General features: G+C 54.9%; 18 protein-coding genes. 8 read left to right on the top strand and 10 right to left on the bottom strand.

Features of this window, described 5'->3' with window-relative positions; all coding sequences use genetic code 11:
* The first annotated feature begins 37 nt into the window (after positions 1 to 37).
* From IE087_RS20260 to IE087_RS20250, 3 genes are read left to right on the top strand one after another with little or no spacing between them, the layout of a single operon-like run.
* Entirely contained in the window at positions 38 to 1,684 is a 1,647-nt protein-coding gene (locus IE087_RS20260) for an IucA/IucC family protein (protein WP_189371212.1), read from the top strand.
* Positions 1,681 to 2,571 carry a GNAT family N-acetyltransferase gene (locus IE087_RS20255; RefSeq protein WP_189371211.1) on the top strand — a complete coding sequence of 297 codons (891 nt, stop codon included), beginning with the start codon at positions 1,681 to 1,683 and terminating at the stop codon, positions 2,569 to 2,571. The genes IE087_RS20260 and IE087_RS20255 overlap by 4 nt, the downstream gene beginning before the upstream one ends.
* The gene (locus IE087_RS20250; RefSeq protein ID WP_189371210.1) at positions 2,568 to 4,334 is read left to right on the top strand and encodes an IucA/IucC family protein; all 1,767 of its coding nucleotides are present in this window, start codon (positions 2,568 to 2,570) and stop codon (positions 4,332 to 4,334) included. Before IE087_RS20255 ends, IE087_RS20250 begins: the two co-directional genes overlap by 4 nt.
* 65 nt (positions 4,335 to 4,399) lie before the next feature.
* Here the strand turns inward: IE087_RS20250 and IE087_RS20245 are convergent, their stop codons facing one another.
* From IE087_RS20245 to IE087_RS20230, 4 genes are all read right to left on the bottom strand, one after another.
* Positions 4,400 to 5,050, bottom strand: a complete 651-nt coding sequence (locus IE087_RS20245; RefSeq protein ID WP_189371209.1) for a hypothetical protein — start codon at positions 5,048 to 5,050, stop codon at positions 4,400 to 4,402.
* A 5-nt stretch (positions 5,051 to 5,055) separates the two neighbouring features.
* Positions 5,056 to 6,084, bottom strand: a complete 1,029-nt coding sequence (locus tag IE087_RS20240; RefSeq protein ID WP_189371208.1) for a hypothetical protein — start codon at positions 6,082 to 6,084, stop codon at positions 5,056 to 5,058.
* A 235-nt stretch (positions 6,085 to 6,319) separates the two neighbouring features.
* The gene (locus IE087_RS20235) at positions 6,320 to 9,640 is read right to left on the bottom strand and encodes a glycosyltransferase (RefSeq protein ID WP_189371207.1); all 3,321 of its coding nucleotides are present in this window, start codon (positions 9,638 to 9,640) and stop codon (positions 6,320 to 6,322) included.
* 155 nt (positions 9,641 to 9,795) lie between these two features.
* The gene (locus IE087_RS20230; RefSeq protein WP_189371206.1) at positions 9,796 to 10,671 is read right to left on the bottom strand and encodes a glycosyltransferase family 2 protein; all 876 of its coding nucleotides are present in this window, start codon (positions 10,669 to 10,671) and stop codon (positions 9,796 to 9,798) included.
* Positions 10,672 to 11,115: 444 nt separating this feature from the next.
* Here IE087_RS20230 and IE087_RS20225 point away from each other — a divergent pair, with 444 nt between their 5' ends.
* Both IE087_RS20225 and IE087_RS20220 read left to right on the top strand, forming a co-directional pair.
* A complete protein-coding gene (locus tag IE087_RS20225) occupies positions 11,116 to 11,919 on the top strand; it encodes a cytochrome P450 (protein WP_189371205.1) in 804 nt (267 codons plus the stop codon).
* A gap of 47 nt (positions 11,920 to 11,966) precedes the next feature.
* Positions 11,967 to 12,965, top strand: coding sequence for an SGNH/GDSL hydrolase family protein (locus IE087_RS20220; protein WP_189371204.1), 999 nt, complete (start codon positions 11,967 to 11,969; stop codon positions 12,963 to 12,965).
* Here the strand turns inward: IE087_RS20220 and IE087_RS20215 are convergent.
* Positions 12,962 to 15,322 (bottom strand): class I SAM-dependent methyltransferase, encoded by a 2,361-nt coding sequence (locus IE087_RS20215; protein WP_229801495.1) that lies wholly within the window; start codon positions 15,320 to 15,322, stop codon positions 12,962 to 12,964. The two genes, IE087_RS20220 and IE087_RS20215, sit on opposite strands and share 4 nt — an antisense overlap.
* 158 nt (positions 15,323 to 15,480) lie before the next feature.
* Here IE087_RS20215 and IE087_RS20210 point away from each other — a divergent pair, with 158 nt between their 5' ends.
* The gene (locus tag IE087_RS20210; RefSeq protein WP_189371203.1) at positions 15,481 to 17,157 is read left to right on the top strand and encodes a tetratricopeptide repeat protein; all 1,677 of its coding nucleotides are present in this window, start codon (positions 15,481 to 15,483) and stop codon (positions 17,155 to 17,157) included.
* Here IE087_RS20210 and IE087_RS20205 read toward each other — a convergent pair.
* The 5 genes from IE087_RS20205 to IE087_RS20185 all read right to left on the bottom strand — a co-directional run bounded on the left by IE087_RS20205 (position 17,154) and on the right by IE087_RS20185 (position 23,680).
* Complete coding sequence (locus IE087_RS20205) at positions 17,154 to 17,414, bottom strand: acyl carrier protein (protein WP_189371202.1); 261 nt, start codon at positions 17,412 to 17,414, stop codon at positions 17,154 to 17,156. The genes IE087_RS20210 and IE087_RS20205 overlap by 4 nt on opposite strands.
* Positions 17,415 to 17,503: 89 nt before the next feature.
* Positions 17,504 to 18,985 carry a class I adenylate-forming enzyme family protein gene (locus IE087_RS20200; protein ID WP_189371201.1) on the bottom strand — a complete coding sequence of 494 codons (1,482 nt, stop codon included), beginning with the start codon at positions 18,983 to 18,985 and terminating at the stop codon, positions 17,504 to 17,506.
* Between the two features lie 3 nt (positions 18,986 to 18,988).
* Positions 18,989 to 20,896, bottom strand: coding sequence for a beta-ketoacyl [acyl carrier protein] synthase domain-containing protein (locus IE087_RS20195; RefSeq protein ID WP_189371200.1), 1,908 nt, complete (start codon positions 20,894 to 20,896; stop codon positions 18,989 to 18,991).
* On the bottom strand, positions 20,893 to 22,920 hold the full coding sequence (locus IE087_RS20190; protein ID WP_189371199.1) for an AMP-binding protein: 2,028 nt from the start codon (positions 22,918 to 22,920) through the stop codon (positions 20,893 to 20,895). Before IE087_RS20190 ends, IE087_RS20195 begins: the two co-directional genes overlap by 4 nt.
* Positions 22,910 to 23,680, bottom strand: a complete 771-nt coding sequence (locus IE087_RS20185; protein ID WP_229801494.1) for a class I SAM-dependent methyltransferase — start codon at positions 23,678 to 23,680, stop codon at positions 22,910 to 22,912. The genes IE087_RS20190 and IE087_RS20185 overlap by 11 nt, the downstream gene beginning before the upstream one ends.
* A gap of 147 nt (positions 23,681 to 23,827) precedes the next feature.
* On the opposite strand from IE087_RS20185, the gene IE087_RS20180 reads away from it, so the two are divergent.
* Both IE087_RS20180 and IE087_RS20175 read left to right on the top strand, forming a co-directional pair.
* Positions 23,828 to 25,108: a polysaccharide pyruvyl transferase family protein gene (locus IE087_RS20180; protein WP_229801493.1), complete on the top strand. Its 1,281-nt coding sequence runs from the start codon at positions 23,828 to 23,830 to the stop codon at positions 25,106 to 25,108.
* On the top strand, positions 25,109 to 25,927 hold the full coding sequence (locus IE087_RS20175) for a phytanoyl-CoA dioxygenase family protein (protein WP_189371196.1): 819 nt from the start codon (positions 25,109 to 25,111) through the stop codon (positions 25,925 to 25,927).
* Positions 25,928 to 25,991: the final 64 nt, after the last annotated feature.

The raw sequence follows: 25,991 nt of genomic DNA, 5'->3' as shown, positions 1-25,991 counted from the left end.
AACGCCAATAATCCTGTTCGGCGAAAGGGCGCACATCATGACTTATTCTCAGGTATCAGGCGATCTTGCAGCGCTGGATGCTTTTCTCAACTCTGCGATGCGCGAAGGGCAACTCGCCGCAGCACAGCTTGATGATTCCAGTCTGTGCTTTGCGGATCAGGATGGTCGCAGCATCCAAGTTTCGGTTAGAAAAAGATCGAAGCTCCGCACACTTTTTGGCCCTGACATCAGGCGTGAAAGCCCTCAGGGATGGGAGACCCTCAGCGTGCCCCAACTGTTGGCGCATTTGTCAAAGCCAGGTGGCAGTACGTTTTGCAAGCGTGTCATGGACAGCTTGGCGGCGCTTCAGAAAACAGCGCCAATGAGCGACAATGCCACCTCTTGGAACTTCCTTGCTGCGGAACAGGCGTTAAAGGCAGGGCATCCGTTTCATCCCAATCCCCGCAGCCGCGACGAGATGACCACGGAAGAGACCAGACGCTACGCACCCGAGCATGAAGAGACATTTCAATTGCATTGGTACGCCGCTGACCCCGCTCTGGTGAGTTCGAACAAAGGTGCATCAGGATGTTTGAGGTTGCTGGCTGAGGCGGACCTTGGCGCGACGGATCCCGGCAAAATTCCTCTGCCTTGGCACCCTTGGCAAGCGCAAAAGCTCACCGAGCAGAACACCATGAAGGAGCTGTTAGACAGTGGATCGCTCGTGGACCTTGGTCCTGGCTCGGGTGTGTGGGGGGCTACCTCGTCGATGCGCTGCATACATGGTTGGCACGCGCCATTCATGGTCAAGACGTCCCTGTCCTTGCGTCTCACTAATTCCATTCGACACTTGTCATTGCGCGAAGTGGTGCGTGGCGTGCACATATCTGATTTGCTCAGATCGGACCTTGGTGCTCGGATCAAACATGACTTTCCAACGCTGAACATTTTGGGCGAACCGGGCTATGTTGCTTTGAATGATGGGGACGGTACAGTCCGGGATGACACAATTGTCGTTCTGCGCGAGAACCCGTTCCAGGATGCGTCAGTGCCAGGACCGGTGATGCTGGCCTCACTATGTGAAACACCCGCCCACGGCCAGTCCCCACTCGGGACACTTGTGCATGCTCTTGGGACAGATGCAGCACCTCTTTGGTTTACGCGCTTTCTGGACGTTGCGATCAAACCGCTGCTTGAATTGCGCGCACGTTATGGGTTGCTGTTTGGTGCACACCAGCAAAACCTGATGCTTGGGCTTGAAGATGGATGGCCTGCAGCAGTTTGGGTTCGCGATTGTCAGGGCACTGGTCATCTTGACAGTTTTCACGAGATGCTGACGCAGCATTGCCCAGGCATTGGTGAAGGTGCTGAAAATGTCGTGGATGCCAAGCTCGGGGACGGGTTGGTGACGTACTATGTTGTGATCAACAGCGTTCTGAACACACTGTCCACCCTGGTTCTCGATGGATTGGCCAGCGAAGATCACTTGACTGGCTTGTTGCGGGATTTCCTTTTCCGGTCCCGCGCGGAAACACCGGGTGACACAGCGCTTTACACCCGGCTTCTCGAACAACCGACCCTCACCTGCAAAGGAAATTTCGCGACCAGCCTCAGCGGCGTGAACGAAGCCGATGGCGACGCACGCGGACAGGTAGCCAGCTTCCTCGACCTTCCCAACCCTCTTTTGGAGCCCGTCTACGCATGACACCCGATGCTGCTACGCTGATCAAACCCTCGCACCCTTCACCCAAAGAGCAGGGATCGTTTATTCAATGGGTCGAAGACCGCTTTGTCGAAAACCCTGAAGCCACATTTATTGATGTGCCTCCAGAGATGGACGGGGCATATTTGGATCCCAGACTGCCTGGATATGCGGTCGCAAAGGACGGGGCCCAACGCATTCACCGTTCCGGCTTTTTGCAAGCCCCCGAACCTTGGCTCAAACATCCGCAGGCCCGCTACCAACGGGCGGCATTGGTAGCGGGCCCGGATGGACGGGATCACCCACTAAGGCCTGCAAATCCCCATGGTGTTGTCTATGAAAAGTTCTTTGTTGACGCGGGTATTGCCGTGTCGTTTAGGGAAGTAGATATCGAACGCGATTTGGATACGTTTCATCGATGGCAGAATGATCCACGCGTTGCCTATTTCTGGGAAGAAGACCGATCGCAAGACGAACTGCGTGGTTTTCTTGAAGACAAGTTATCTGACCCGCACAATTTCTCGGTCATCGGGGAATATGACGGTGTCCCAGTCGGATACTTCGAGATTTACTGGGCGAGAGAGGATCGACTTGGCGCATATTATGATGCCGGGCCTTGGGATCGCGGCTGGCATGGATTGATCGGCGAAGTCAGTGCATTGGGTCGCGCCAAGACTTCCGCATGGATTCGCGCTTTAACCCACTACATTTTTCTCGATTGCCCCATGACGGACCTCGTTGTCGGGGAACCTCGTGTCGATAACGCAAAGCTGCTGCGATATGCAGACGCTCTCGCTTACCGAAAGATCAAGGAATTCGACTTTCCTCACAAACGTTCGGCCCTGATGCATTGCGCCCGGGATGATTTTTTCGATCGGGTGCCACTATGATTGATGCACTGGATGCACCACGACGGCGCCTTCTGGCTAAGATGATCAGTGAACTGACTTGGGAGGAAGTCCTGCACCCGGAAGGTGGTGAACACTACCAACTCAAACTCGCGTCGAACCGGGTCTATCTTTTCGACGCGACACGGCGCATCTGGAACAATCTGGATGTCGATCCGCACAGCATATCCGTAGATACTGGCGACTTTCCTTGCCCGCTGCGATTTGTTGTCGACGCCCGGCATGAGTTGGGCATGACACCCGATACAGAAGCGATGTTTTTGCGCGAACTATCGAACACTTTGCGGCAGGACATTGAACTGTTGCGACTATTTGGTGATCTGGATGCGCAAGCGCTTGTAACAATGCCTGCACGCAAATTGCATGCCACACTCGAAGGACATCCCAAGGCCGTCGCCAATAAAGGCCGGCTTGGCTGGGGCACCGCAGATTTGAAGGCATATGCGCCGGAATACGCAGAACCCATTCGTCTGTTTTGGCTGGCGGTCGATCCAACCTTGTTGCGAAGTGGTAAGTCCGGCGATGTGAACGAAGATGATCTTCTCGGTGACATTCTTGGGCCTGATTTGAGGAATTCACTTAGGCAAGAAGCGCAGAGAGCAGGGGCGACTGACGCGCATATCTTGCTTCCGGTTCATCCCTGGCAATGGCGCAACCACCTCGAACAGTCCTTTGCTGTTGAAATTGCGCGTAAACGTTTGATCCCGCTGGGTCAGCGCGGACCAGACTACGTCGCGACACCCAGCCTTCGGACACTGACACCGGTGAACGGAGAGCCGTATGACGTCAAACTGTCGCTGGGTATTCTCAATACATCGGCATGGCGGGGTATGCCCGGCAAATACATCGAACATGGCGGCGCATTGTCAGATTGGTTGACTGACATCGTTCGTGACGACCCGCTTCTGAATGACAACGTCGTGGTTTTGCGGGAAGCGTTGGGTCATTGGGCAGCTCATCCGATACTAACGGATTGTCCAGATGCACCCTATCGTCACCATGAGATGCTTGGCGTGATCTGGCGCGAGAACGCGGATGCAAAGATCAACTCCAGCCAAAAAGCTGTGATGGCGGCCGCGCTGTTCCACGAGGGCGCGTGTGGAACACCACTGGCCCTCGCCTATGCAAAGGCGGCGGGTGTCGACATCGTCACTTGGCTAAAGGCTCTGTTCAAGGTCACTGTTGTACCCCTATGGCACATCCTGTGCCGCTACGGGGTTGGCTTTATCGCGCATGGCCAGAACATTACGGTAATCTTGGAAAATAATATGCCTGTTGGCATGGCGCTCAAAGATTTTCAGGGGGATCTGGATTTGGTTGACCAGGATTTTCCCGAAATGACGGGTCTCGCCCCTGAAATCCGCAAGCTGTTGCCACGCAAACCAACCGCATACATCATCCACGACATTCAAACGGCCCATTTTGTGACCGTATTGCGGTTTCTGTCGATGAGTTTGGCCCGAACCGGACAGATTGAAGAAGATTGCTTCTACGCCGTTCTGAGGGATGTTTTACTGGGTTACAAAACATCACATCCAGAGCTCGCACCGCGCCACGCGATGTTTGATCTGTTCCAAAGGACCATGCCCAAAGTCTGCATTAACAAAGTGCGTCTTGCTATCGGGTATGGTGACAGTGGCGAGCGGCCTTTGCCTGCACGAGGAACCGACCTTGAGAATCCGCTGGCTTTTAACACTGTTGCAGCAAGCGTTTCAAAGGCTGATCTGATGGCGGCTGCGCCTTAGGTCTCCAGAACAGTGGTCTGATGGCGAAAGCGGGCCAACCCGTCGACGGGTTGGCCCGCAGGGCTCTAAGGGTAAATCTCGCCCGCGAACCAGGTGTCAGCCGGCACCCAGTCATTGCCGCTGCCGCCCCAGCCCTGGTTCACCCAGAACCAGCGGTCATAGACCGTTTCGTTCCAACAGAAGATGAAGCACTTGCGCACGATGCGTGATTGCCACGCATAGCCGTAGGCCACCGGGTAGTGGCTGAGCCAGCCTGTTCCGATCACAGCCGGTGTATCGCGATCGCGGATCGAGTTTCGTGCATATTCGCGCAGGCGGGTTTCGCTGACACCAAAGATGTTGTGGTGTTCGACCAGTGATGTGCCTGTCCGGCCGGAGAAGTACCGGCTGGCCTGACCCATCGTAGCTGGGTGTGTTGCCCCCTGTCCGAAGGCGCAGAAAGTGTCAACATCGTCCGCGATCTCTTCGATCACGTTGTTCACGCCCGCCGTTTGCGAGGTTGGAGACACAACGTCTGCCCCGGTTCCACCGTCCTGACGGTACAGGCCCCAGCGCGGTGCCCAGTAGCTGTTGCCGGTTCCGGCCTGTCGGTCACCCCACAGGAACAGAATGGTCCATGCAAGGCTGCCGCAGCCAATCGCGCATCCGTTCACGGTGTACTGGTTGTAAGGTTGCTGAGATGCGGAGCCATCGGCCCAATAATATGTATATGCCATGATGATTACTCCTCGAACTCGGCCATGCCGCTGTCAGGCTTGGTGTTGGATGGGGTTGTGGGTGAAACGGCAAAGAAACGCAGGTGTTCCTGAAGGCCAGAGCGATACGAAACGAGCAGGTCGAAGGACACCTCCTCACGCAGCTTTTCGTCTGCCACGTGTAACACGACACACCCGCCGGTCTCCGTGGTTGGCATGACCTCAACCTTGACCAGACCGGCACCATCGCCGGACACTTCGACGCTTGCGTCGGCTTCGAGCAGGGCAACCTTATGGCTGGTACCGGTCATGACGCCTTCGCCCATTTCCCCGACCAGATTCTCGATTTCCCAAGCTGGTGCAGCTTGTTGTTTGAGGGCGACAAGCAAGGGGCCAAACGCATCGCCGTAGATCTCGCGCAGTTCTTTCCACGAGCCAACCGACCCGATCTTGGTCTGTTGACGGCGTTGACCACGATTGCGGACCTCATGCGGTTCCTTGCTGGCCTCTTCATCATCCTTGGAGGCTGCACCGGGTCGCGCCATTGTACCCGAGATCTTGCCGCGCATCTTGTCCACGTCTGACAGCAAGCCCTCAATGGGCATAGGCAATTGACCGGTTTGTGCAATCATTTCGCCGTTTTCCGCTTCGCCCGCATAGGACAGAGCATCAAGCTTGAACAAGCGCGCGACCTTTGCTCCTTTTTCCTTTGCCGCAGTCGACAGCTGATGGCTTGGCGGTTCGCGGTCGAGTGACCAGTGCGACACGGGATGATCATGAGCATCACTTGACGCAATGATGAAACCGTGCCGGGCAGGGGTGCGTTTGAGCTCTTCCCCGCGACCTGAAATCGCCACCTGACGCCCACGTTCACGGCCAAGCTCCACCACAAACTCGAAGTACGCGATGTCTTTCAAATCGGGGCGGAAAATGGCGTTGACCTCTCCCGACAGGGCAGCGTGCCCCTTGGTCGGGTCCATATCTGTGCCACGGATGTTTTCAAGAAGTTGGGATGCGCGACGTCGCGCCCCCAAAGGGACTTCGTCCAAGTTCATTCTCATTTTAATGCTCCAAAAAAAGGACTTTTTTAAAAAAGTGAGCGGAACGCCCACACGCTATGAGTGTGAAGCGATCGGAGGGTGCCGACAAGTAAGGAATTCCATGCGTTTTGCCGGTTTAATTGCCAACAAAGGAATTCGGGGGGCTTTTGTTGGAAACATTGCACCGGCCATGACAGGGTGTACCGCTCTGTTTAGACCGGACCGAGGGGCAAACACCCTAAAACAGCCGTCACTCCGCCGCTTCTGATCGCCTGAAAGAATCCCGCAAAACCGAAAGCATTTTAGCGACCCGCGACTCCCAGTTGTAGGCTTCGCTGTGCTTAGCCGACAACGGCGCAGGCCCATAGGCATTCTTGTCTTGTATGGCTTGAGCAATTGCAGCACGCATCTCGGACGCATTCGCGGCAATTGCGATTTCGTCCCGTAGATCATCGATGTTCTTAATCGGCGTACTGACCGTGCGCACGCCATGCGACCGGTACACGTAGAGTTTCAGAGGGTTCATCGCCTCTGACAGCGGTGTATTCAAATGTGGGATGATTGCCGCGTCCATGCCCGCCAGCCAGTCCGAAACCTGATCGGCCGGAACCACACCAGGCATCAACACGTTAGGAAGATCAGCAAATGCCTGGAAACGCTCGGTCCAACCATTGGGTGTCTTTCCGATAAACACAAACTGCCAACTTGGTTCAGCGACAGCAATCTCGTGAACCAAGGCCCAATCAATGCGGTCGCTCATGTTGCCCACATACCCAACAATTGGTCCGGTCAAGCGTTTGATTTCGCTCGGAACTTTCGCCTTGGATTTGAGGTCGGGCACGGTCAAACCATTTGGCACAAGTACTGGTGCCAATCCCTCACTGCGCAACCATTCGACAACGGGTTCGCAATTCGCAAAGACGCAGGAGCTGCGGTCAAAGATGTGCGCATAACTGCGATTGATGCGCCGCCGCATCTCGGTTTTCATCGGCCAAAGACGTTGATCATCAATGACGTCGCAAACAATATGCTGGAACTGAACAACCTCTTGAACCTTGTCGAACTCGGGGACCACAGGGCAAACCCAAGCCAGCGCATTGGGGCCAATTTCAAGCTCCTCCATCCACCGGGCGACTTGCGGTGCAAAATCACCCTCGGATGGCAAAGTGCGACCAAGTAGGGAGGTGGTCCGGCCTTTGTGAACAAAACTACGGTAGTGAACATCTGTGCCGTCAGCTACGCCAAGAAAACGGGCAAGTGTTTTGTCGGTTATGCGTCGGCCCTCGGATGTGCTGTTCGGCCCATGAGCCAGAGACATAAGCCGATCTGCGTTGATAGGAGCATCAATGTGCAGAACTTTTCGTACATTGGGCAAACCGGCCAGGGTCTCGTGAATGCAGTCCTGTCTACGGTTGTAAATACCCGTGTCGTTTTGTTTCCAGAAAAAAACAATATCGAGATTATCGTCGAAGTTGGTTACGGCAACAGCGCGTTTCGGAGACTTCACGTGCTTGTCCCAAAACGCGTGAATGACCGGATTGTCATACATGGGAAGGCGCGCGCGCATCAGCTCCAGCAATTGCACAAACTGTACTGGAAGATCCTTTTGTTGACGTTGGGCATCTTGAAACGCCGTTTTGGCTGCCGGTACGGCGGAGGCAACAGAAAGTGTTTCGGAGAAGAATGATTTGATCACTTGGGGCGTATCTGGGTTTGCGGCCTGCACAAGTGCCCGTCTGAGCAACGCAACCAGACTTTCATTCGCGGCAGGGGTCAACGCTGCCCCAGCCTCCACAAATGGCGCTACGGTTGAGAGTTTGGATGTTATGGCAAGTGTTCCTGCTCCGGCGGCATCGGAGAGTTTCGCCGGTGTCTGGGATTGGGCAATTCGATCATCAGTGTGCTGGACCGCGCATGCCAAGTCCGCCATTGCATTGAATACGGGCGCACTTGATAGGGGCTGATCCTCAAAGTGTTTCCACCTCAGATTCGCCATCCCATCCAGTTCTTCCTTCAACTTGGTATCGGGGAAGCTGCCCACCACTAAAAGAAGTGCGGCCGGGTCGGACAAATTTTTTACGGCCCTTGCAATATCCAAGATACCCTTGTGACGCCGTGGCGTGCCCATGAAAAGAACGACCTTGTCGTCCGCCGCAATCCCGAAATCTGCACGCAAGTCGGATTTTCTGCCATCCAACGCAGCAAAGGCTTCGCCACGACGCACATGGGGGATGATTTCTCCACCATGCACGTTTTGGAGTACACGGTTGCAACACGTGGTGCCGTCGGCCCAGGACACCATGTGCTGCGCTAAGCGCCCCCAGCAGGCCGCAGCAGGGTTGACCCAATCAAGGTCTTGTTCGTCTGCAAGTGCCTCATCGACGGTTAAGGGCAGCGTTTCTTCGACAAACGCCAATTCATCGTCGTCGATGTCAACGATCATCGTCGTCCCATGAACAAGCTTGTAAAGGCATCCCATGAACAGGCTGGGAAAGCGCGCTTTCGAGACCCAGACGTGATCCACCGGATTGTCCATGACGTGTTGGATCGCGCCGTTTACAAAATCTGCAAAGCCATTGGCCGCCCAACTCGTCAGCCCGTACCCGTATTGCGGCTGGGCCAGTGGCGGCCAGACCAAATCCGCAGTTCTGGTGAATGAAGGCCCGACAAGATCCGTTTCGGTAAACTGTGTTGCAACATCTGCCAAAACTGCGGCCCGACCGGCAGGGTTGTGGGAAACATCCCAACAAATCACTTTTGTCCGCCCGTTTCGAGGTTCAGGAAACTCCATGGGAAGCGGCGAAATATGTGCCTCTGTTATGCCAACGGCTTCGGTCAGGGCCAAACTTGACCATCTCTCAAGGCTGCGTTGAAAGTGCCCATTTTCAGGATCAAGACCAACCGCTCGCTCACCGTAGACCAATGCCGCTTCCAGGTCGTCGCGGCATTCCGCAACAAGGCCAAGCGAGTGTGGAACCCATGGATTGCGGGGCGCATCCCTTTCGGCCTGCTTAAGCAAACCCTCAGCAAGGTTCAGATTGCCCAGAGTAATGGCAATGTTGGCGCGCTTGATTGCGACAATCTCTGGAAAGCATTCAACGACGTCTGCATCCTGTAAAAGCGCATCGGCGCGCTGCCATTCTCTTGCATCGAACAGCTCATCTGCCGACTTGATCTGTTCTTGCGCGCGGGTCCTGATCTCTGCTCGTTTTTCCTCCTCGGCCGAGATGCGTGACGCGATCACTTTGATCGGCGCGCAGTCTGTCTGATCCAGGCCACGGCGAAACGTATCGAGCGCAACTGCTGCATCCCCTTCAGCTAGTTTGGCGCGCCCAAGCTGAAAAAGGAGCCATGGATTGTTCTCAGACAGCATCAACGCTTCGTTGAGACGGGCGACAGCCGCAGCAGGGTTGCCATCTGCAATGTAGCGGTCGGCCACGTCTGACAAATGAGCGACGCCAGTTAGCGCTGATCCCAGAAGTTCGGACAGGATAGCGCCGTCTGTTGCGCCGGCCTCAACATCAGACCTCCATGTCGCAAACAGCTTTTCTGCCTGTTCCGCGCTGTCCATATTTCATCCCCCAGCTTGTGTGATCTACGCAACGGCTCAAAAAGCCACGCAACAATCGCTACGCGACGGTATCGCAGTCAGACGTACCAGCAAGCCGGAAATCGCCTAAAAGGGGAAAAAGTAGTCTGAATTGCTACCTGAGCGTTATGCCGTAGTCACATTGAATTGTCTTTCGTCACTTGCCCGGTTTTGACATCAAAAATCCAGCCCTTTTGCCGCACCGCCCGAAGCGGATACCCACGAATCCGGGCATAGTTCCGCGCTGCCTGTTTGACTGCGTCAATCGCTTTGGCGGTTCCATCAGTCGTGGTACCACCATGCGTCTGATGGAAAGTCGCGACAGAAGCCAACCGTATAAGCTGTGCATTCTGCAGACCAACTGCTCGGACAAGCATATCGGGATTGGCCACACCCCCTCCAGCCTCACTGAATGCGGGGTCATAATAGTCGAGGCGTTTCCAGGTATCTGCTGATAAAAAAAGTGCGTTGCTTTCCAACATGGGTGCATCGATACGAGACATCTCGGGTGAGCTGATCGAAAACAGATCGCAACCAGGATCGGGCCATCCAGCCTGGGCTAAAAGACCATCTTCAACCTCAGAAGAGTACCCTTCCTCGATACTAACGGCCTGACGTTTGGGGCCCAGCTGCCAGTTTGGGACCGCAATGATCGGATTGGTGTGCAACTGCCCGGCAGAATACACGCCTTGCAGAAGATTTTGTGAGGCAAGCCGGGCACCATCAATCCAGGCGCCCACCCATTTCCCTCGTGCATGTTTCAAGGCTGCGTTCAGCGCGCCAACCGGAGATTTCGAACGCTGCGGAAAGTGAACCAACACTGGCGCGGGGTCCATCTCGGGTATCATTGGCAAAGAAGCTGAGCCATTGTCGCAAAGAACAATTTCATAGGTCAGGTCTTCGACATTGCGTTGGAATGCGCGAGACAGTGACAAAAGCGTTCTTGGCAACTCTCGCGACATATTCCAGCACACAACAGCTATTGAAACATCAGGCTTTTGGGTTGAACCCATCCCAAGCATCCTCGCGAAATCTATGTGCTTTACAGCATGTTGGATACAGCAGCCCCTTGCACAGCAAAACCCGCATGCTATCGGTTGTGAGAGTGTGCAATTCCAGAGGATCAGAAGCAAATCAAGATGGTTGGTCACATTCAAGAGAATGAATCGTTTCTAGGCCAACCGACTGCACGCGAAGTGCGAAAAGCATCGGATGGTACATGGATTCTCTCGCGCTATGACGACGTGCTCCAGGCCCTTGGTCATCCGAACGCAATTGTTGACGGTTCGATCAGGCAGTTAATGGAGCGTGCGAGTTCAGCCTGGCCTCAGCGATACTCGGCTTGGAGCAATATTTGCCAACTCGTTTTGCTGCAATCTGGTGAGCCTCATCGTCAGCTTCGCAAGGCGACAGCACGTGTTTTGCAGGTGACTTCGATACATGTAGACGAAAACCCCTTGCGCGAAACGCTGCACACATGCCGCGAAGTCGAAGACGTTGACGTGATCAGCGCCCTTGTCGAACCCGCTATCGATCGCGCCATGGCCCCACTGTTTGGGTTTACGACCAATGAAATGACGCGCATCCGGGAAAGTGGTGTCGGTGTCTACAAGAATTTGACGGCGGGTCTTGCACAGATCAAGCCATCGATTTTTGAAGCGGACAACACAGTGCTTGTTGACGCATTTTCTGATGTCGTTGGGCGACCCGCAGATGCATGGACAGAACAGGACTACGCTATTGTTTTCTTGTGCACCGTGGTTCTTCAGCCCTTGTCGGATTTGGCTGCAAACACCCTGGCATTTATTGCGCCGCATCCTGAACTCCAGGAGGCGGCGCGCGCGTCACGCGGCGGAACCACAGCCTTTTGGAGCGAAGCAGAGCGGTACTTTATCAGTGCGCGTTACATCCATCGGCAAAGCTTTGGCGATGGGATGTCCGTAGGCGCCAACCATATTCCCGGTGGCGCGCGATTTATTTGCGATATTGCTGCCGCAAACCGAGACCCGTCCCGCTGGCCCAATCCAGACGACTTTGATCCGGCCCGCGCGCCTCTGTCCAATTTGGCATTCGGTGCTGGACCACATCGTTGTCTTGGAGTCGCTCTGTCGCGGCAATTCCTTCCCCAATTCCTGTGGGGTGTCTTACGGGTCGCCAATGTCAGCCCAGGAAAGTCACCCGTAAAAAGGCGATGCACGATGGCGGTCGAAGAGCCAATCGAAATACCTTTGGCATTCAAGATGTTGGAGGTCGCACGTTGAACGCGGAAACAACCCAATGCAGTCCGGCCCCAGCAAAACCAAAACTGATGATTTTCGGTTTTTCGAATGTGGCATCCGGAGCCGGGTTCACGACACCGCTGACAGAGATCCTGTCAGATACGCATCCTGAGGTTGAGGTGTGTCGAGTTGGTCTCGGAGCATTGCAACTTCATATCGTACCGGCGTTCTTGCGATCAGCACTCGAGGCCGAAGGCCCGGTGACACACGTTCTATTGGAGATCGCTTCATCTGCTTTTGCGTTGCACCCTTTGGCATCAGACGCGCTAACACGTGAATTCCTGCTTGATACGGTGCGCGCCGTTCAGGAACATGATGCCCAACCGCTTTTCATGTTGCACTACAGAGATATGCGGGACCGGATGGCCCACGATGTCGTGGCCAGCGCCCGCAGCTTCTGCCAGGAACGAAACCTTGCCTGCCTTGACCTTGCCGATGCGCTTCTGGACGAGATGGGCAAAGAAGCATTGCATGGCCTTTTGAAGGATGAAGCCCATACCACACCAGACGGTTCACAACTCTTTGCGGAGAGAACGCACGCCTTCCTTGCTCCATTTCTGGGAGAGCCAGAAAAAGTGGTCGGCACATTCCAACCGCAATGGGTTCGACGTTGCGTGCACCTGCGTGAAGTGCTGCCGACCCATGAACTGGAGCCGTTGGAACACTTCGGACTGCATCAAGAGTATTTGGAATTGTCACCAGAAACCCATATTGAACTGCGGTTCAAAGACCGCCAACGCGTATTGGGATGCTCATTTCTGTATCATTCAGGTGGGGGGCACGTGGGCATTCGATGTGATGATGATGCCTCTGCCACGTCTTTCGCAGCCATCGACCCATTCAGTTACGTCACACGCATCGGCATTCATGCCCTGAAACACTATGAGGGCCGCGACGTTGAACGGATTGAGATTGGGCCTACCAAACCTGCTGAAGACGTCGTTCTTCTCAAGGACAGATCCAAGACATCACTGAAAACACTGCTTGGCTCTGTTCTGGTAATGGACCCGTTCCCCAAACCTAACTAGCGACGGCGCAGCACCCACGACTGCCGTTTATCTTCGATGTCAAAGCCGTGCTCGTGCGCAAATTCCTTAATTGCTGTTTGCATGACAAATTCTCCCGTTTCATCGGGCCAAAGCCAATCGTCTCCACATAGAACTGCATCCGGGAACAGAGCGTAGGCAGCATCCAGGTCTGCGCGGTGCTTGAAGGCGTCAATGTAGATCAGCTCAACCGGTACGCTACGGTCACTGAGGTATTGAAGAGCCTCGGGCGAGAACCGTCGCACGGGTGTGAAACGATCCTTGTGGCGCCGCAAATTATTCATCGTCACTGCGAAGTTGCCAAATTGTCGAATGAGGTCAGCGATCCTAGCCACTTCAACATCTGAAATATGCGCAACATGACGCGACATGCTTGGGTCCTTTGCCATGTCCTCGACATAGCGTGCCCAGCTGTTTTCCCATGGGTCCACACCAATCAGATGCAGATCAGGTTTTGTACCAAGCCAATGCAAGGCAGAACCACCAAGGAAACAGCCTACCTCAACCATCAGTTTGACATCGTATTCAAGGATTTGATTCAAGATGATTTCGCGTCCACCATCACCATTTGAATCCAGAGCGAGGTGGAAAGGGGCGTGTTCTTCATACGGAAACTCGGGCCATGGATTGTCGCGGCGCAATGCCTCAAGGCCGTGCAACAACGGTATCTGAGACGTTTCGTCGGTGACAATCGTGGTCCGGGACGCAGCTTCGGCCTCTGAACCAGTACGTTGCGCCACAATCTCCATCGCTGGTGGCAGGCCACCTTTTCTGTAGTGAAAAATGCTGTGCGAACTGATCCCGTGCCAGGCGTTTGTCGGGATGACCGCCGCACGCAACTCGTCTCTCGAGAAGATTTCAATCGGCTCGACTAGATGCTTACCTTCGCCCCAAGCATCCCGAAGCAGTTCCACAATGCTTTCGGTTCCGAAGATGCGCATGTGGTCTTCTTGGCCAAAACGCTTCTTTCGTTCCGCTTCGGACAGATCTGGAGACAAATCTTCCGTGGTCGTTGTTCCCCGGAATGGAACGGAGAGGAAATGAAGACCGCCCGGTGCAAGGATGCGATCAAGCTCGCTCAGTACATGAGGTACACTGCAGGGAATGTGCTCAAGCACGTGCGAGTGCAGGATGAGATCGTAGCTTTCATCCGGAATGGCAGCCAAATCAGTGCAAAGGTCGAGTTTTCGTATTTTTACAAAATTGCTGCTGTAGCGTTCGACGTCAAAATCAGTGGCATGATAGTCATCGCCGGATAGTGACTTGAACTTGCGAACAAGGCCAAGCTCCGGGGCCATATGCAAAACACGAAGGCCCGGTTTGAACGCCCCCAACCGGTCAAGGATCATCCACATCATCCGGTTGCGCTCGACCGCGCGGCATGAACTGCAACGGGCATTCACCCGGCCGTTGAAGTCTTCAAACTGCGTACTGTCGCAGATAGGACATTTCAGAAGGTCAGCGCCGTTCAGATCACCCTGGGCTTGTTTGAGGCGCCGTGGCTGCCGTGTTGTTCCGTCCGTTGAAACCTTGCGCATAACAAAGGTTAGATTGGTCCGAGCCGCCTTGGGGATCGGGCTGCGGCGCACGAGGCTCAGAGTGCCGCCAAGTTCTTCGATCATGTCGACGAGGTCGGCGCCATAATCCGTGTAGACAAGACATTTCGAACCATCACCGGAGTTGTGATACACTTCCGGCTTGATCGGAACTTCGGCACCATCAACAATCGCAACACGTTTCTGCGTTTTGTCGGGAAAAGGAAAGTCATTTGGGATTGTGAAAATATGCACTCCACCCGGTTTGAGAACACGGAGTGTTTCGCGGAACGCTGCTTCGATATCGAAGAGATGTTCCATCACATCACTGCTAAGCACCAGATCAAAGCTGTTATCGTCAAAGGTCAGACGCGTGAGGTCTTCGTTGCGCACGCCTTGCGGCGACAGTTCTCCGAGTGCAAGCTCGGGCCAGAAATATGTTTGCGTGTAGTTGGGAAGCGATTGAAATCTTTGGGCAAAAGGACCACGCAGGGCCGGTTCTAAGATAGAAAGGTCATTGATCAAACCAGCTTTCATCAACCCAGCAAGCGACATTGCCTGCCCGCGCCCAAATTCGTCCAGAATGATGCTGGCCTGATCCCGCCACCTGGTTGTAAAGCGGCAGTTCGGACATGCATATGCTTCACGCGCGGACTTTTCAGTGCCCCGTTCAAACTGGCCTTCATGCCCGCAGATCGAACACTGACCCCAGAATGCTGTCGTCTCTGACGCGTCTAATTCCTGAACGGTCATGATGCTGTCCTCGCTCGCCAAAGCTGAAATACGTGCCAGTCTTTCAATCACGACTTTCACCTTAGGGAAAGAAAGGTTTCTGTCTAAGTATGGACGCGTTGCAAAAAACTTTTCCCCGACGCAAAGTTCGCCCATTAAGAGTGCCCCGTGAGCGCGTTGTGTTGAGACAGCGGGCCCAACGGGCACGTTGTGCGAGATGAGGATCAGGTGTGGCTATCACGAATGCAGAAGCGGACGACGCAACAAAAGCGCTTTCCGCCATTGAAAACCTGATCCGAGAGGGCGCGCTTGATGAGGCGGACGAAGCCTTTGCTTCGTCCGAACAAGGTTTGGAAGCTCATACACGCACGCCTCTTGTTCTAGTGCGCCTGCATATGGCTCAGAAACGCCATCAGGATGCACTTCAAGTGGCTGAGCAAAAACTTGTGCCCAAAGCTGCCAACAATCCTTGGTACTGGGCCCAGTGTGTTGATGTCATTGCCGCGGGAAAGGGTCTGGAAGACGCCTGCGCATTTTGTCTGGATGGCTTGTCGGCAGCAACGGCCGCCGATCCCAAAGCTGCAATGGCTGCTGTGGATGGGCTCTCGCAGAAACTGCGCACTCATTCAGACAGGATCGACTTTTACTCAAACGCAATCAAGCAAGCCCCTGATGTTCAATTCCTCAGGTTGCGCCTTGCCAACCGGTATGCGTTGGCTGGCAAACCGCATGAGGCAATAGAACTTATTCAAACGGCCGAGGCGCTGGCTCCTTTGCCTGACTACGCCGAGCGTACGCGGTCGATGCTATACCCACTCATTGCAACGTATTCGGAATCCTATGACAAACTGAAATCAACCGTAGATCCCGTATCTTCCAACTCAGCCTCTCTCAGGCGCATGGCCCGCTTTGCGACAGCGGCGCACCGCCATGACGAAGCATATGATGTCTTGAAAACGGCTCTGTCACGCACCCCAGATGACTGGCTGGTTCTCTACCGGCTTGTGAGGACGCGGCTGACATGGGCTCAGCGCAGTGACATCCTTGGTCGCCTCTTGGACCTTCGCGATCAGAAAGGCCCAGATGCCGCTTGGGATTTGCAGCTTGGCTGCTTTGCGCTGCAAGCGGGCGAAACATCGCGTGGCCGAGAGTTGCTTGCGAGCGTTGATAGCGAAAGCGCCGTTGGGCGCACGGCTCAAGCGCTGCTTGGCTCGATCAATGCAATAGATGATGCACATACTCTGTCATCGGCGCTGCATGGGAATGATGAAGTGGTCGAAGTTGAACGTGACAATGCGCAAGGAACGGTCGTTGTCTTTGCCAATCTCACGCAAGGCCTGGAATTGCTGCCCCTTGGCTACCTAGACAGCCTCTTTGCAGACCTGTCGCTCAATGCCATTTATGTCCGAGACCATTCGGGATTGATGTTTCAAAAGGGCCTTGTCAGTACTGGATCGGTTGTTTCCGCGATGCATTCTGATCTGGCACAGAGAGTAGCCCGATTTGAGGGCCCAGTCATGACTTTAGGAAATAGTTTTGGTGCCAACGTGGCCATTCGGGCAGCTCTCGGCATGAATGTGCGCCGCGCGCTTTCATTTTCAGGCATCTTCAACATGGCGGAGGCGCGCGATGACGGAGGAATTCTGCAATCGCACGGTGCCGCAGAACTGCAAGCCGCCGGCCAATTCGAAAATCTGCTGATTTCACTCAAAAGTCGCAACGACATGCGTGTCTTGCATGTATACGGAGCGGATTTTTCCCCTGACCATCGCCGATCAATGGATATTGCGGACCTCAGCTGCTGTCAGCTCGCAACCGTGCCTGATGTTGACCATCATTATTCTGCGATGGAGGCGATTGCGCGCGGACAATTCAAGGATTTTGTCACACGCGCACTCGCTGACTAGTCTTTTGCCGCCAGTCTCTTTTCGAGATGGCCGGCAAGAGCGGCAACATTTGCGTTTTCCACAACATCCGGCATTTGGATTTCGAGCCCAAAACGTTCTTCGATCATACCGGCCATGATCGTCACTTCGACAGAATCGAGACCAAGTTCGTCAAAGCGGCGGGACGCCCAATCTTCCCCCTCTGGAACATCGATAACCGAACCGATGTAATTCTCTAACCAGGATTGGATTTCCGGCGCTTTTTCTTTGACTTCCATGGTCATCTCTCCCAAGGGTTGGTGTGGTTGTCCTGCGATGTGCCTGGACAGATTTCAAGTAGAATTCCTAAAACGGCGGCAGGGTAAGTTCAGCCGCCCAAGTTTTTGGCGTTGCTCGCCAGTTCTGATCGCATCGGCTTGCCCATGTTGTTCCGTGGAATTTCGGGCACGACCAAAATGCGTTTCGGGATTTGATGCGGCGCGAGCAGAGACGCCAGTTTTTTTCTGAGTTCGGAGGGCGCCACCGTCTGGTCAGGTTTCGCAACCACCGCCGCCATCACTGACTCTCCCGTAAGATTGTGCGGAATACCAAACACACAGGCGTCATGTACGCCCGCACATTGAAGCAAGGCGGATTCGACGTCACTGGGGTACACATTCATTCCGCAATAAATTATCAAATCGCGCACCCGACCAACCAAGGTCAGGTACCCATCGGCATCGAGACGCCCGAGATCGCCGGTGTTCAGCTCCAAGTCGTTTGTTTGAAGTTCCGAACGAAGATATCGTTTAAAAACGGTTGGGCCAGAAACCACAACTTCACCGATCTCTCCAGGTTCAAGGGTGGCACGCGTTGAAGTATCCACTATGCGGATGTCGGTTTCAGGAAGTGCCTGTCCGACTGTACCAAACCGGATCGCTTCACAAGGGTTTGCAGTAGTGATCATCGTTTCGGTCATCCCGTAACGTTGAGCTATTTCATGCTGCGTTTCCGTTCGAAATCGATTTGCCAAAGCATCGCTCAAGGGTGCCGATCCACTTACGCACAAACGCAGAGTGGAAAACGCATGAGGATCAAAGGCGGGTGAGTCCAACAGCTGCTGGTAGTAGAAGGGCACCCCCATAAAGATCGAGGACCCATGCATCGCTTCCAAAACCGTTCGCGGTTCGAATGCCTCAATCCAGCGAAGGTTCCCGCCCGACGCAAGAACAGGCAGTGTTGCAATGACAAGACCATGGGCATGATTGATCGGCAACGCATGAAGGACGGTATCGTGCGATGTTAGACCCCAAGTTTTGGCAAGCGAAGTGGCCGTCGACAGCAAACTTTTGATCCCGTGCAACACACCTTTGGGATCGCCTGTCGTGCCGGATGTGAACAGGATCAGCGCATCAGCGTCTTCATCCAAGAGTGTCGCGTGCTCGCGTCCACTTGGTACGTAATTACGGATCAATTCGTCAAAAGACCCCGGTCCAGCCTGTCCCAGTGTTTCTCTTCGTTTCCCTGGCACATTCGGCACAGACAGGCCGACGTCGTGCAGGACAAGCTGGACGTCACTGGCCACGATTATGCGTTCCATCATGGCGGCTGGCTGTTGCGGGTTTATTGGAACAGCGACACATCCCGCTCGAAGAATGCCCAAAAACACAGTGACGGCGTCAACCGACTTCGCCATGACAGTGCCAATCCGGTCTCCGGTTTGGCTTCCAAGCGATTGGAGGGTCCGTGCAATATCACGGGTACGCAACTCCAGATCACCATAGGTAAGATCGCCAGACCTCGAGCTGATTGCAATCTGCTGATCCGAAGAGCCCATGCTCAGAAGCTGTGAAACAAGATCGCGTGCCATGGGTCAGTCCATTTGGAAGTCTTGCGGTTCGCTGCGCGTCAAAGCCCAAGCTTCAGTCCGCTGAAACGGGTAGGGGGGTACATCGATGTCCACATCTTGGCTGGGCCAAAGCGCCGATAAGTTTAGGGAAACTCCTTCCAACCAAGCACGTCCTATCGCCTCGAAAACCGCCCGTTTTGCACCCTTCGCCGATGTCTCGTCTAGACAAGGCACGAGAGAAACAGTGTTGGCCGGATCTGTGCCAAGTTTGATCCCCAACGAATTGAACAACGTTTCGGGTGTCAATGCATCGTACCAACCTGGCGACAATAACATCATCACATCCTGCCACTTCTCGCTGTCCAAGATGGCTTGAACCCGGCTGGTCGGAATTCTCTTTGGCGTAGCTCGCGTTGCAAGTTCCGCCTCCACCCGCACCAGAGCCTCTTCGCGTGTGTTGGCCCAGAACTGAAAACGAAAGGCGAGGCCATCCCATCGCATAGATACTGCCTGTGCCAATTGTCCGACCGATATACTGGCTGCAGTGTCCATGAGAAGTGTATGAAGTTGTGAAAGGCGCGCATGCAAAGCATCGGGACATGCTGCAGAAACCAGGAAAAGTCCTGTCAGCTCCGATGGCTCTGCGCTTGGTCGCGCTGGACTGGCAGTGAGCACCATCTGCGTACAACCGCCATTGTAACCCAACGAATTCACCAAGACCGCATTTGCGTCATTGGGCCAAGGCTGAGTTGTACGCGCAATCTGAATATCAGGCGCTGCAGCGGCCAGTTTGTCACCCGCGGTACAAAAACCCGGCTGCGGCGGAATATGGCGTTCCTTGATCACAGTTACAGCCTTGAGAATCCCCGCGATGCCCGCGGCGCCTTCCAGATGGCCCATCGCAGCTTTGACCGAACCAATCGAAACAGGTCTGTCGCATTCAGAAGCCAACGCTTCCTGGATTGCACGGGCTTCGATCATGTCGCCCAAAGGCGTTGCTGACCCGTGTGCTTCGACATAGCCAATGTCGACCGGCGTCACACCCGCCATAGCCATCGCTGCGCGCATGGCCTCACTCTGCGCTTGCCATGATGGCGCATGAATCCCGTTGGTTCGACCGTTATGCCTTTGGTGCCATCCCCTCAGCACACCGTGAATGTTGTCGCCATCCTCCAGAGCGGCGTCGAGCGTCTTGAGGACAACGACACCGCAGCCCTCGCCTCGGACATATCCGTCTGCTTCACTGTCAAAAGGCCGATACTCTCCACGAGGCGAAAGTGTCCGCATGGCAGCCAGCGACTGGAAAATGCGTTTGCTGAGCAGAACATTCACCCCACCGGCCAAGGCCATCTCGCACCGCCCCAGAACGAGCGCTTCGGCGGCAGCGATGACGGCTGACATGGACGACGCGCATGCATTGTCGATTGCTTGCACGGGGCCTGTCAGGCCGAGGCAATACGCAACGCGACCCGGAACAAGCGAGTTTGAAGCGCCCGTGTTCTGATAAGGGTTATCTGCATGGTCGCCCCACGAAGCGGCTTGCAAAAGAGCATATTCGGACACACAGACGCCTGCAAAAACGCCGCAAGGGACACCCTCCAACCGCGCGGGTGCATATCCCGCGTGTTCAAGGGCATGCCAAGACGATTCAAGGAACAACCGCTGCATGGGATCGATCATCGGTGCTTCATTGGCCGAAATCCGAAAACAGCGTCGATCAATACCATCGATGGCCCCAACAAGCCCTGCACGATCATGCGCAAGCCCGGTAACCACATTGTCATTTTTGACCGAATGGTGCCAACGCGCGGCTGGCACATCGTCAATCGCACAGCTGCCGTTTGCGACCATCTTGGTCAGCCCAGCGGACGTGTCCGCCCCTGGCAGCCGCAGACCTATACCAACAATTGCGACCGCAGTTTCCGTTTTCATGTCTGCATTCGAACCAGTTGTGGTGCCAGCGCACTAGGACAAGCGAACTCAAACAGCAAATCACTGTCAACTGGTACCGACATCACGCCCTCAAGAAGCAATACAAGCTCGGACGCGCGCAGCGAGTCGATGTACTGATCCGCCCAAGGTAACTCCGGATCAATCTCCGAGACATCCACACCGCCCTGAGCCGCCACCCAATGGCAAAGCGCCTCTTCCAATCTTGCAGATGACAACGGTGTTTTGGAGAGCACGCGGCCCACTTGATCAAGAGCCCGGTCGCCAGCAGGAGGACGCCACTCCATCCTCAAAAGCTCTGGTTCGCTTTTTATTCGACGGGCGGTGGCTTTGCGGCGCAATTTCCCGCTGGTCGTCCATAGCAAAGCAGAGCCCGCTACAAGCTGCACCTGGTCAATAGCAACCCTTGTTTCCCGCAAGATCGCCGCCCAAAGCGCCCGCGCGGCGTCTTCCTCTGCCTGCGTTCGGACCTCACATATCGCAAAGATGGCACCGTCTTCGGCATCTTGGAATATGGCGACACGATCCGGTCTCAGAGTGTCATGCGCGTGACGCCCGGCCCGCTCAAGATCGGCCGAATGATAGGTACGCCCGTATTTGATGATCCGTGTCTCTACTCGACCGGTGACATACAAACGCCCGCAATCCAGAAAACCTAGATCGCCGGTGCGCAAATACGTTGAACTCTCCCCCTGAACTTGTGCCTGAAAGGTTTTCCGCGTTGCCTCAGGATTGCGAAAATACCCACTGGCCACAGGTGGACCTGCAAGCCAAATCTCTCCGATGCGCCGTTCTGACAAAATTTCCAACCGATCAGGATCGACGATTTTCAGATCAACATTCGTCGCAACGACACCGGACGAAACGAGGCTTGTCGCACCTTGATCCGTTGTTTCGACACGGCCAAGTGCCAGTGAGGACGGCGCCGCGGGCAGCAAATGTGGCGCAGACCCGGGCGCTTCACCTGCAACAAGCAAAGTGGCTTCTGCAAGACCGTAGCAGGGCGCGAACGCGGTGCGACGAAATCCATAGGGTGCAAACGCAGAGCAAAATGAGTCCACGGTTTCAGCTCTGAGAGGTTCTGCCCCGCTAAAGGCAACCTTCAGACATGACAGGTCCAAATCGGAGCGGGCTTTTTCCGGCGTCAGATCAACTGCGCGTTGGTACGCAGAATTCGTCGCGACCGTTACATCGACGCGATTGTCGGAAATGGCGCGCAACCACCGCGCCGGGCGCGCCATGAAAGCTTCCGGCGCCATGAGCAAGACAAGGTTCCCGCTCCAGAATGTCTGCAGCATGCCACCGATCAGACCCATGTCATGTTCAAGAGGCAGCCATGACAGCGTTGTAAAGGGCTGGCCTTGCGGCAGTGTCACGTCAAGCGTGTCACGCATTGCGGCAAGATTGGCATGCGTGACTGCCACCGCTTTTGGCGTCCCGGTCGAGCCCGATGTAAATTGTAAGAGGGCGATGTCCTGCTGATGTTCCGGCAATGGGTCAGTCTTGGCCGGATCGGAAAACCTATCCACCAGAAGACGCTTTCCAGACGCCAAGTCACCCAGGGCCGGTTCTGTTGTCTCTGTCGTCAAAGTAATCGCTGGGGTGACATGTGACAGAGCCTGAGCAAGCCTTTCACGCGCCGCATCAGTCCGGGGACGAGGCAGCGGAACTGCCGGGTGTCCTCCCATAAGGCAGGCGAAAAACGCAACTACAAAGTCCAAAGACGGCTCAATTACCAGAGCAACAGGCTGTCCAGGCAATGCACCAGCATCTCTCAGGCGATGGGCAAGATCTGCCGCCTTGGCATACAATCCACCGTAGGTCAGGACAGTGTCGGGCGCGTCGGGTGATAAAAATCGGTAAGCTAAAACATCCGGCATTTCAGCCGCGTAACACGCCAGGCGAGCAGTGAGCGTATCCGCCCGGGAGGCAACAGCGCAGTTGTGAACGGACTGACGCAACAAACCTTCATCGGCTTCAACAATTGGAGCCGGATCAACCGCCATTCGTCTTCGCCTCTTTCCGAAGTGCAACAAGGATATACTCTTGCGTCATGTCTTTGATGAAACGTGCGATTGGCCCCCTTCCTGAACGCTTCAGATGGGCGGCAAATGGTCCGACCGTACGGTCGGTGATTGTGTCCAGAACCAAAACCTCAAACCCTGCCGACCGACATTTCGCAGCATAAGATGCACCGTCGGGAACAACGTTTTCGGCGGGAATGATATCGTTCGCTTTAGTGCATAGAATATCGGCAGCGTAAAGTTGGCCACCGGGGCGCAAAGTGCGCCAGACCTCATCGAGAAAGTCCACCCGCGTTTGGAAATGCATGGCCGCTTCAATACAGAAGACTCTGTCCACCGAGCCGTCTGGGAACGGAAGTGCAACCGCGTCAGCGCACTGAAAGCTCAAGTTCTCTTTTCGGTAAGTTGTTTCAGCCCTGGCGATTTGTCTCGGCGAATAATTGATACCACACACTTTTGCGTGGCAGTACACGTCGGCAATCTGCGCAGACCCGGCACCCAACCCGCAACCAACATCAAGAACCGTTCGGGCAGACTCTGTTTCTCTGTCCAGGTCGATGGCGGCCTGCGTCAAGCGGGCACTCGCGATTTCCGGCGTGTCGGAGGCTTCAGACCAAAGCCCGAAGTTGTAAAAATTCCCACCCATCATCTTGCGATACTGAGGATGCAGAATGGCCAGGTCATACGCGTCAGGGTGAAGATTTGGATATCGCTCGGCGTCAGCATCCTGCATTGCGGACATCAATACGTTCCTTTGAAAGATCTCAAAAATCGCGGCAGTTCTGCCACTGCAATATGCTCGCTCAGAATTGAATGCACCCAAATTGTTCAGACACGTTGAACTTCTGGTTGAGACCATGCCAAAGCGTTCCAGAGAAGGGAAGCTGATATGCATGAACCTGAAGAAAGTGAACGCTCGGTTTTGATGACGGGCATGTTTGACATGCACAATTTCGGTGATTTGCTTTTTCCACTCCTGGCGCAGACCAAACTGGCACCCTTTGGCTTCAAAATTGCCCCAGTCTCGGCAACGGGTGTCACGCCCTGTCTGCAAGATGCAGCATCATCACTTTCACTCCCCGACGCCTTCGCTTGCTCAGAACCGATGGCTGGGGTTTTGATCGGAGGTGGTTACATTTTGCACACCCATCGGCTGGATATTCTTCGGGAGTATCGTGGTGGTGACACCGGCGCATGGGTGGGCGCTGGCAACTGGTTGGGCGCGGGAATGCTCGCTGCCGCGCACGATGTTCCGATCGCCTGGAATGCACCCGGTGCTCCGCATCCCTTGGGCAGAATCGCTGGCGATCTGGCGCCCTTGCTCCTGAACGCCTCAGATTATGTCAGCGTGCGTGACCGGGGATCTCAAAAGGCTTTGGGGCCAGCTGCAGAAATTGCCCAGATCGTCCCCGATACACTTGTCGATCTTCCACAGTTATGGCCCGCAAAAAGGCTTGAGCGGGCTTACACACAATTGCGGGAAAAGTTCGGAATCCGTTCAGATCAAAAGGTCCTGGCGGTGCATGCACGGGGCAGATCATTTTCAGACATGTCACTGCCCAATCTCGCCCGCAAATTCGAGACGGTATGCAAAGCAAACAAACTGACACCCGTGTTTCTGGGATTGGGTTCGGCACATAATGACGATGCCATTGCCGATGCACTTCACGATACTGTCACGGTTCCATCTGTCTCACTCAGCGCGCCGGACTCCTTGCAGCAGATTGCAGCGCTTCTTGCCAACGCCGAAGCATATGTTGGGTCCTCGCTCCATGGCTATATCACCGCCTATGCCTATGGGCGCCCGGCTGTTCTTGTTGGCCGTCCAAGTTACCAGAAATTCCGCGGCTTCATCGGGCACGTGCAGCGCGAGGTCGATCTGGCCAAAAACTGGGATGACGGTCTTGAACGGCTAATTGCGGCTAAGACACCACCGGCCTTGCCGTCTTCCGTACGCGAAACGCTTGATGCCCATTGGACAGCCATTGCACAGTCTTTTCAGCGCGGCTCTGACGCAAAACGCGCCGCGCGAATGCAATACATGCGCGCCTGTTTTGCCAGCGGCTGCCAACATGCTGGTGTGGCGTGGCCGTGCATGCCCTTTACCCGTGCCAGCGATCTGGACGCCGCCGCACGAGGAGATGATGTTAGAGGCAAGGACCCGATCTGAATGGCTCAAGAGTTTGACCCGCTGGAACTGAAAACGCGATTTGCTGCGGATGGGTATGCATGTCCGATCAACGTTTTGAATGCAGACGAAGTCGCGTCTGTGATGGGCGCAATTCGACCAGACGGAAAAAAGCTCAATCCATTGACCCGGATCAAACCGCATCTTCTTATTCCAGAGCTTTGGGATCTCGTTCGGCACCCGCATGTACTTGCGCCGCTCAAGACCATTTTGGGTGAAGATATTTTTTGCATCGGGTCCAGCACCATTGAAAAAGAGCCCGGCAGTGATGCCTATGTGGCTTGGCATCAGGATGCAACGTTCTGGGGTATGGACCGCCCAGCGGGCGCAACGGCATGGCTTGCACTGACACCTTCGACACGCCTGTCCGGGTGCGTACAGGTGCTGCCCGGCAGTCACGGATCGCAAATACAACACCGTGCGCCAAACGATCCGAACAATATGCTCGGGGCTCGGGAAGAGGTCGAGGAACTGCCGTCTCTTGAAAATGCTGTCGCTATGGAACTGCAGCCCGGACAGATGTCACTTCACCATCCATTTGTACTGCATGGCTCAGATCCCAACCGTGCAGGCCATGAACGCGTCGGCTTTGCAATCAGGTATTTCTCGGCAACAGCGTACCAATCCGGTGGATCAGTTACGCTCGTGAGCGGGCAAAACCGCTCCGATATGGAACTCGAGGACTTTACCGGCCTATCTGGTCAGGGCCTCGCGCAACACGCAGCCCGCACGCGCAAATTCGCCTCCGTGATCAAGCGAGAGAAAGAAGCCCACTTGAAGTCTGCAGATAAGGAGGCGTGACTTTGACAAACGCAAATAAGTTGTCGGAGGACTTTGCTTGCAATGGGTATGTCTCTCCTGTTTC

The sequence above is a fragment of the Tateyamaria omphalii genome (assembly GCF_014651375.1).
In the GTDB taxonomy this organism is placed as follows: Bacteria; Pseudomonadota; Alphaproteobacteria; order Rhodobacterales; family Rhodobacteraceae; genus Tateyamaria; species Tateyamaria omphalii.
This window is presented reverse-complemented; position numbering and strand designations above follow the sequence as displayed.

Bases quoted from the DNA above. Each gene is read 5' to 3' on its own strand.
- IE087_RS20260 (WP_189371212.1), top strand. From the start codon at position 38: ATGACTTATTCTCAGGTATCAGGCGATCTTGCAGCGCTGGATGCTTTT.
- IE087_RS20255 (WP_189371211.1), top strand. From the start codon at position 1,681: ATGACACCCGATGCTGCTACGCTGATCAAACCCTCGCACCCTTCACCC.
- IE087_RS20250 (WP_189371210.1), top strand. From the start codon at position 2,568: ATGATTGATGCACTGGATGCACCACGACGGCGCCTTCTGGCTAAGATG.
- IE087_RS20245 (WP_189371209.1), bottom strand. From the start codon at position 5,050: ATGGCATATACATATTATTGGGCCGATGGCTCCGCATCTCAGCAACCT.
- IE087_RS20240 (WP_189371208.1), bottom strand. From the start codon at position 6,084: ATGAACTTGGACGAAGTCCCTTTGGGGGCGCGACGTCGCGCATCCCAA.
- IE087_RS20235 (WP_189371207.1), bottom strand. From the start codon at position 9,640: ATGGACAGCGCGGAACAGGCAGAAAAGCTGTTTGCGACATGGAGGTCT.
- IE087_RS20230 (WP_189371206.1), bottom strand. From the start codon at position 10,671: ATGGGTTCAACCCAAAAGCCTGATGTTTCAATAGCTGTTGTGTGCTGG.
- IE087_RS20220 (WP_189371204.1), top strand. From the start codon at position 11,967: ATGATTTTCGGTTTTTCGAATGTGGCATCCGGAGCCGGGTTCACGACA.
- IE087_RS20205 (WP_189371202.1), bottom strand. From the start codon at position 17,414: ATGGAAGTCAAAGAAAAAGCGCCGGAAATCCAATCCTGGTTAGAGAAT.
- IE087_RS20200 (WP_189371201.1), bottom strand. From the start codon at position 18,985: ATGGCACGCGATCTTGTTTCACAGCTTCTGAGCATGGGCTCTTCGGAT.
- IE087_RS20195 (WP_189371200.1), bottom strand. From the start codon at position 20,896: ATGAAAACGGAAACTGCGGTCGCAATTGTTGGTATAGGTCTGCGGCTG.
- IE087_RS20190 (WP_189371199.1), bottom strand. From the start codon at position 22,920: ATGGCGGTTGATCCGGCTCCAATTGTTGAAGCCGATGAAGGTTTGTTG.
- IE087_RS20185 (WP_229801494.1), bottom strand. From the start codon at position 23,680: ATGTCCGCAATGCAGGATGCTGACGCCGAGCGATATCCAAATCTTCAC.
- IE087_RS20180 (WP_229801493.1), top strand. From the start codon at position 23,828: ATGCATGAACCTGAAGAAAGTGAACGCTCGGTTTTGATGACGGGCATG.
- IE087_RS20175 (WP_189371196.1), top strand. From the start codon at position 25,109: ATGGCTCAAGAGTTTGACCCGCTGGAACTGAAAACGCGATTTGCTGCG.